The sequence below is a fragment of the Nonomuraea sp. NPDC050691 genome (assembly GCF_040654455.1).
Classification (GTDB): Bacteria; Actinomycetota; Actinomycetes; order Streptosporangiales; family Streptosporangiaceae; genus Nonomuraea.
Map to the genome: position 1 here is coordinate 42,189 of NZ_JBFAIA010000044.1, position 7,296 is coordinate 49,484.

General features: G+C 71.3%; 7 protein-coding genes. 4 read left to right on the top strand and 3 right to left on the bottom strand.

Annotated elements, in window-relative coordinates:
- Positions 1–25 precede the first annotated feature (25 nt).
- Together AB0H81_RS18715 and AB0H81_RS18720 are read right to left on the bottom strand one after the other, a co-directional pair.
- A complete protein-coding gene (locus AB0H81_RS18715; protein WP_358375882.1) occupies positions 26–562 on the bottom strand; it encodes an HAD family hydrolase in 537 nt (178 codons plus the stop codon).
- Positions 543–845, bottom strand: a complete 303-nt coding sequence (locus AB0H81_RS18720; RefSeq protein WP_358375884.1) for a hypothetical protein — start codon at positions 843–845, stop codon at positions 543–545. Before AB0H81_RS18720 ends, AB0H81_RS18715 begins: the two co-directional genes overlap by 20 nt.
- On the opposite strand from AB0H81_RS18720, the gene AB0H81_RS18725 reads away from it, so the two are divergent.
- On the top strand, positions 826–1,365 hold the full coding sequence (locus tag AB0H81_RS18725; protein ID WP_358375885.1) for an RICIN domain-containing protein: 540 nt from the start codon (positions 826–828) through the stop codon (positions 1,363–1,365). The two genes, AB0H81_RS18720 and AB0H81_RS18725, sit on opposite strands and share 20 nt — an antisense overlap.
- A 295-nt stretch (positions 1,366–1,660) precedes the next feature.
- On the top strand, positions 1,661–4,198 hold the full coding sequence (locus tag AB0H81_RS18730; RefSeq protein ID WP_358375887.1) for a polysaccharide lyase family 8 super-sandwich domain-containing protein: 2,538 nt from the start codon (positions 1,661–1,663) through the stop codon (positions 4,196–4,198).
- Here the strand turns inward: AB0H81_RS18730 and AB0H81_RS18735 are convergent.
- Positions 4,173–4,655 carry a hypothetical protein gene (locus tag AB0H81_RS18735; RefSeq protein WP_358375889.1) on the bottom strand — a complete coding sequence of 161 codons (483 nt, stop codon included), beginning with the start codon at positions 4,653–4,655 and terminating at the stop codon, positions 4,173–4,175. The genes AB0H81_RS18730 and AB0H81_RS18735 overlap by 26 nt on opposite strands.
- Positions 4,656–4,934: 279 nt before the next feature.
- Here AB0H81_RS18735 and AB0H81_RS18740 point away from each other — a divergent pair, with 279 nt between their 5' ends.
- Complete coding sequence (locus tag AB0H81_RS18740; protein WP_358375891.1) at positions 4,935–5,795, top strand: DUF4132 domain-containing protein; 861 nt, start codon at positions 4,935–4,937, stop codon at positions 5,793–5,795.
- On the top strand, positions 5,792–7,261 hold the full coding sequence (locus AB0H81_RS18745) for a hypothetical protein (protein ID WP_358375893.1): 1,470 nt from the start codon (positions 5,792–5,794) through the stop codon (positions 7,259–7,261). The genes AB0H81_RS18740 and AB0H81_RS18745 overlap by 4 nt, the downstream gene beginning before the upstream one ends.
- The last annotated feature ends 35 nt before the right edge of the window (positions 7,262–7,296 follow it).

The window sequence follows — 7,296 nt, forward strand, 5'->3', positions numbered from 1 at the left end:
CACGTACGTGGACCCGACGCCGGTGTCACGCCGGCGCGGTGATGACGCCCACGGCCCCCTCGACATCGGCGACCACATGACCGGGCGCCGCCAAACCGGAAGGCCACGCCTGAACCCCTCGATCAACCCAAACGGTCCGCAACCCCGCCGCCCGCCCACCCTCGACGTCCTTGACCGGATCGTCCCCCACGACCCACCCCCCGCCGTCGAGACCGACGCCACACCGCTCCGCCGCGATCTCGAACAACCGGGAGTCCGGCTTCCGGACCCCCTCGGCCCCGGAGATCGCCCACCCGTCGACCCGCTCGGCCAGCCCCGAGTGCCGGATCTTCCCGAGCTGGTTGTCCGCCATCCCGTTGGTCACGACGCCGACCCGCCACCCGGCCTCCCGCAACCCCTCCAACGCCCGCAGCACCGGCTCCCGGCACACCACGAGCCGCGGCAATGCGGCCCGGTACTCCCCCCACAACTCCTCGACCGGCTCCGGCAACGAGAACCGCTCCCGAACCCGCTGGAAGAAGACGTCCATCGGCAGGCTGCCGTCACCGTCCAGCCGCACCATCCACTCGAAGGCCCCGCCGCCGATGCCTCCTCCGCGCCGTGAACGCCCGCACCCAGCGCCGGAAGGCGTCCAGCCGATCGACGAGCGTGTTGTCCAGATCGAAGAGCACCAGCCGCTGCATGATCGTCCACTTTAGATGATTCCGGAATATGCGAGAAGCCTGCCGATTTCCTGGGCTTTTGCGCTCTGCCGAAAAGGCTTTGTCGCAGGTGCCGGTGAAAGCCGAGCATCGAGTGCAGCCGACAGAAGGAGAAGCAGTGACCATGCCGAGGAAGAGAATCATCTCCGCGATGGTGGCGTGCGCGGCGGCCGCCGCCTCGATCCTCGTCACGACGGCGCCGGCGCAGGCCGACGACGGGATCTGGATCAGTGTGCAGACCCCGGCGGGATCGAGTGGCAAGAAGGTTCTCGACATCCGCGGTTATTCGACCGAGGACCGCGGCCAGGCGACCCTGTCCGATCATCGGACCAGCGGCGAGGTGCGCAACCAGCGCTGGATCGTCGAGGAAGTGGGCAACACGAACGGGCATCGCCTCATCAGGTTGAGAAACGTGCTCTCCAAGAAGTGCCTCGACAAGTCCGAGGACGTCCCCAACGCCAACGGAAACGCCGTCTACCAGTACGGCTGCTCGAGCGCGAGCAACCAGAAGTGGGAGGTGCTCGGCAGCAGCGGCCATGTCCAGCTCAAGAACGTGGCCGGCGGGCGGTGCCTCGACGTGAAGGGTCCCGATTTCACCAACGGCGCGATTCTGCACGTCTGGGACTGCTATTCGACCTGGAGCCAGCGCTGGAACGTCTTCTGATGACCACGACCTGACCCGGGGCGCCTCGCGGAGCGCGGGGCGCCCTTTTCCCGTGGTGTTTCCCGATGCCCTGAGAAACAATGGCGGCTTGCCGTCGATCGAGCGACGGCATCCCGGCGATCTCGTCGGCCTCCGCGCCGGTCGCGGCCTCACCACCCGGCGGCCCACCGCGGCCTGACCCCGTCCGGCGGCGCGGGGGCGAATGGGGCTGTCAGCATCCTGGGCTGACAAAAGTAGATCATGTAGTGTGAGCCGGGCGTACCCCCCTACGGCTCTGGAGCTCGCAGTGCCGCACATGTCCCGTCGCCAGGTCCTCTCCCTGCTCCCCGCCGCCGGCCTGCTCGCCGCAGCCGCCCCCGCCCAAGCCCAGGCCCAGGCCCAGGCCGGAGCCTACGCGCGTGCCGCGGCCGGGATCGACCACGCGCGGCTGATCACCAACACCGTGGCGATGCTCGCCGGAACCCCCGACGTCAACGCCCGTCCCGAGGTCGCCGCCAAGCTCGCCTCGATCCTCAACGCCGCGCGCCAGAGGCTGACCGCCATGGACAAGGCGGGCGACGGCGAGCTGTTCTCCGGCCTGCGGCTCGGCGCCGACGACGTCAACCTGCGGCTCGCCTTCCAGTACCTGTACGAGATCGCCCTCGCGACCCGCACGCCGGGCGGCCAGCTCCTCGACGACGCGGCCGCCCAGCGGCGGGTCCTCGACGGGCTGGTGTGGCTGCACGAGCGCTACTACGGCGACCAGTCGAAGGGCTACTACGGCAACTGGCACAACTGGGAGATCGGCATCCCCACCCACGTGAGCAGGACCCTCGCCCTGCTCGCCGACAGGGTACGGGACGAACGGCCCGACCTGACGGCGACCTACATCGCCTCGATGGACGCCTACCTGCGCAACGGCAAGAACGGCGACGTCGACCTCGACTCCCGCTTCCACACCGGGGCGAACCTGGCCGACATCACCGCCAACCGCATCGTCCAGGGCGCGCTCACCGGCGACGACGCCCGCGTCGGCAAGGCCATCGCCGACCAGGCGACCGTCTTCGCCACCATCGACCCGTACAACCTCCAGCACGGCAACACCGACGGCTACTACCGCGACGGCTCCTTCATCCAGCACCACTCGGTCGCCTACACCGGCTCGTACGGCAAGGCCCTGCTCACCCGCGTCGTCCAGACCCTCAAGACGCTGGAGGGCGCGACGAGCGGCGGCACGTCGGCGGACCTGCCCGGCGTGGTCCACCGCTGGGTCGCCGACGGCTTCGCCCCGCTGATCTTCGAGGGCTGGCTGATGGAGATCGTCAAGGGGCGGGCGGTCTCGCGCACCGGCACCGGGTACGCCGACGTCGGGGTGGTCGTGGAGGCCGTCGCCGACCTCGCCGACCACGTCGAGGACCCGCTCCCGCTGAAGAAGTACGTCAAGTTCCTCCCGGCCGCCGACACGACCGCCTTCGTCTCCCCGGTCAGCATCGCCCGTTACGCGGCCATCCGCGCCGACGCCACCATCCCCGCCGCCGACCTGAACGCGCCGGAGCGCTGCGTCGCGTTCAACGCCATGGACCGGACCGTCCACCGGCGCCCCGGCTACGCCTTCGCCCTGGCCCGCAACTCCGAGCGGATCAGCAAGTACGAGTACATGAGCGGCGAGAACCTCATGCCCTGGTTCCAGGGCGAGGGCGCCTTCCACCTCTATCTCGCCGGCGAGGACCAGCGGGAGGCGTTCGGCGTCGACTACTACACGACCGTCTCGCCGTACCGGCTGGCCGGCGTCACCGCGCCGGTGGAGGAGCGGCGCACCGTGCCCCAGCTGTACGGTGGCCGGCTCTGGTACGAGAACCCGGGCCACCCGCTGAACTTCACCTCCTCCTCCGAGTCGCAGAACACCTACGTGTACTTCCCGCGCGCCGGCAACGCCTTCTCCGGCGGCGCCACCCTCGGCGCGTACGGGGTGGCCGGCATGGTCCAGTCCGACGACGCCGCGTACACCGCCAAGCAGGCCGGCATCCTGCCGGACGACTTCGTCGTCTACCAGAACGCCCGCGCGACCAAGTCGTGGTTCATGCTGGACGACGAAATTGTCGTGCTGGCGGCGGGCGTGTCCGGACAGAGCGGCCGCGACGCGGTGACCACCGTGGACAGCCGCATCGCCGCCCCGGGAGACGCGGTCGCGCTGGCCGGTGAGGGCTGGGACGGCAAGGCGTGGCAGGCGGGCGACACCAGGCCACCCCGCTGGCTCCGGTACGCCAACGACACCCGCCGCACCGCCGTCGGCTACGCCTTCCTCACCCGGCAGCCGGTGACGGCGGGGCTGGAGACGGTGACCCGCAGCCGCAGAGTCGTCCGCACGTCCAACCCCGACACCCCGGTGACCAAGAACGTCTTCACCGCGTCCGTCACCCACCCCGCGGCCGGGGGGCTCACCGCCCTCGCCTACGCCCTGGTCCCGAACGCGACGGAGGACCGTCTGCGCCGTTACGCGCGCGGCCCGCTGACCGTCCTCGCCAACACTGAGCACGTGCAGGCGATCAGGCACGAGACCCTCGGGATCGTCGCCGCGAACGTCTTCGCCAACGGGCCGCGCCTCGCCGGGCGGTTGCTCATCGACGGGCCGGCCTCGGTGATGGTCCGGTCGGGGGACCGTACGGTCGTGGCGCTGTCGGACCCGACGATGAAGCAGGACCGGGTCTCGGTCGTTCTGCCTGGCGCGCGTTTGCGGGTGGAGAAGGCGGACGAAGGGGTGACGGTACGGCGGGTGCCGGGCGGCACGCTGGTCCAGGCGGCCACGCGGCACGCGTACGGCCGCACCTTCACCGTCTCCCTGCGCCCCGTGTGACGCGGAGGGCCCACTCGACCGAGTCCGGAGCCTGAACACGCACCGTCAGGGTCTTCCGCTGCCCGAGGTCGAGCCGGTTCATGATGGGACTGATCAGGCCGTCGAGGCAGGTGAAGGGCATCTGCACGTCCGGCTCCAGCATGATCTCGGCCTTGCCGTCCCCTCGACAGTTGAACAGCACCCACAGCTCGTCCTTGCCGGGCGGGATGTCCCCGACGACCATGGACCCCTTCGTAGGGCCGGCCTTGAGGACGGTCTTCGTACCCGCGTCCATGCCGGGCAGGCGGAGGGGCACGCGCTTGGCGGGTGGTCGTGTGGTCACCGCGGTCTCGGTCGGGACGGCCGATGAGGAAGCGTCCCGCCGCGTCGGGTCCGCTGGAGTCGGAGCCGCGCAGGCGACCGCCATGCAGGCGAGGACGCAGGAGACCAGGTGAGGCGCCACCTGCCGGATCGTCATGTCGGGGTCCCCTTCGCTCGGCGTATGCCAGGGCAGATTCCTCCTTCTGATGAGAGCCGCCCGAAGGACAGGGATCAAGGCAGGCGGGAAACTCCGCATAACCCCCCGCGGGAACGCCCCTGAGCCTGGAGCGTCGTAGGTTGTGCACCGAAAGTGATCCATTTGTCGGTCAGGGTCGCTAGCGTTCCCGCAACGCGGCGACGAAAGCCGCGGCGTTTCGGCATCCCCATGACCTCTGAGACATGACTTCTGAGACATGACGTCTGAAAGGCGGACGCGTTGGGTTGGCTGGCGGCGGGCGACGGATATGAGGTCGCCCTCATGGAAGGCCGGGTGGTGGCACGCTCCACCAGCGGCCGCGCGGTGGGGCGGCAGCTCAAGTCTCTGCCCAAGACCTTGCGCGAGCATCCCGAGGTCGACCGGCTGCGCCGGCTGGCCGAGTGGCTCGACCGGCACGCGGCGGCGTGCGTCGCGCAGGTGGACACCTGGATGGTGTCCTCCCTGCCCGTCCCGACCGGGCTGCTGGCCCGGGTGTGGCCGGACGAGGCGTGGCAGGCGGCGCTGCGCGACCTCGCCGTCGTCGGCGACGACCCCGACGAGGTCGGGTTCCTGCGGGACGCCACCGCCTCGGGCGAGCTGCGGGTGGTCAACCTCGACGGCGAGACCGTCCGGTTGTCCCCCGAGACGGTGACGCTGCCCCATCCGGTGCTCCTGCCCGATCTCGACGATCTGCGGGAGTTCGCCGCGGAGCTGGGGGTGACGCAGAAGGTCGAGCAGATCCACCGGGCGACCTGGCGCAAGCCCGCCGAGGTGAGGGCGCGGGCGACGCAGGTGACGGAGTTCGCCGGCGGCAAGTACGCCTCCCGGTTCGGGCTGGCGGCCCGGGCCACGCAGCTCGGCTACCGGGTGTCCGGCGGCTACGCCACGTGCAGGGTCCGGGACGCGGGCCGCATCACGGAGGCGTCCGTGTGGATCGGCGAGCCGTACTGGGACGGCGAGATGGAGACCGGAAATCTCTCCTGGCACGACCAGGAGGGCAGGTCGCTGCCGCTGTCCGAGGTCGGGCCGGTGGCGTGGTCGGAGGGAATGCGGATGGCCGCGGCGCTCCACGCCGGCCGGCAGATCGAGGAGGGGTCGTGACGGAGACGCCGCAGCCGAAGCCGGGAGAGACGGCGCGGGAGCTGCTGAAGGCCGGGGCCGTGCTGCCGCCCGGAGCCGAAGGGGCGGGCGAGGGCGCGGTGCCGCTGGTGACCCGCGCCTTCCGGCACCCGGGGCTGGACGACCGGGTGGTGGTCCGGCTGGTGGCCGAGGAACTGCGCGCGGCCGAGGATCTGGCGGCCGGGTTCCTCGGGCTGGAGCCCGAGGGCGAGCCCGCGGTCGTCGGCATCGGGCAGCGCCGCTCGCTCGGTTTCCCCGAGTGGGTGCTGGTGCGCCACCCCGAGGACGGGCGCCAGGCGCTGGCCGTCGTGCCCGAGCTCGAACGCATCGCCCGGCAGGCCAAGTCCAAGCCCAAGGCGGCGCTCGACGCGTACCAGGAGCTGGCCGGCCGGCTCGCCGCGTCCGTGCCGCACTTCCTGCCCACGTTCTACGAGCAGGCCGGGCGCGTCTTCACCGGCGTGGAGAACGCGACCTACGCCGGCCAGATGTTCTCCCACGCCCGCAGGGCGGAGGCGCAGTACGGGCTCGACGTGGACGAGGACCGGCTCGACGCCGTGTTCCTGGAGTTCGCGCTGGCGGGGGCGCTGCCGGTCAAGGTGCTGTCCGGGTACGCCAGGGAGCTGGCCGGCCGTCTGCCCGCCGACGAGGCGCTGCGCCGTTTCACCCGGCTGTGCCTGCGGCGGACCGCGGGCGGGTTGCCGCCGTCGTCCCAGATGGCGCAGGATCTGCGCAAGCTCGCCCGCGCCGCGAAGATGGACGCCGACGCCGCCGAGCGCGCCTACCTGGCGGAGCTGATCGCCCTGCCGGCCACGCTGCGGGCGGCCACCGGCTGGTGGAAGTCGCACGCGCCCGCCATCGTCGCGCTGGCCCAGGACGATCCCGCCGTACGCGCGACGCTGCTGGAGATCATGCCGGAGGCCAGGGACCACGACATGCCCGGCGTGTGGCTGGAGATCCTGGAGTCGTCCGGAGTCACCGGCGAGCTGGCCGACGGCGTGCTGCGGCCCGCCGACGGGGTCGCGGGCTGGCTGACGCGCTTCCTGGAGTTCCGCAACGGCCCGTACGGGCGGACACCGCGCCTGCCCCGGCTCTACGCGCTCGTCGAGCGGCTGGGCGACCATGTACGGACCGAGTTGACCGCCGCCGGCCGCACCCTGAAGGCCCCGGAGGAGGTCGACCTGCTCGACCTGCTGCTGTCCATGGACGTGCCGGTGGCCGACCCCGGCGAGCACCACTGGCTCTGGCTGGAGCGTTGGGCGGACGGCGAGGAGCGGCGCGACCTCGTGGCGCTGGAGGCCGACAGCCGTTTCCGGGCCTCGTTCCGGTCGTCCGCCTACCGGTTCAGCGACGACGAGAGCGGCCGGCGCGCCATCCGGCTGCTGGCGGAGTCGCCGGGCGGGCGCTGCCCGCTCATACCGCACCCGGCTCGACGTAGGCATGCTCGGTGACGAAGATCCGGGCGAGCTTGGACACATGCCTGTCG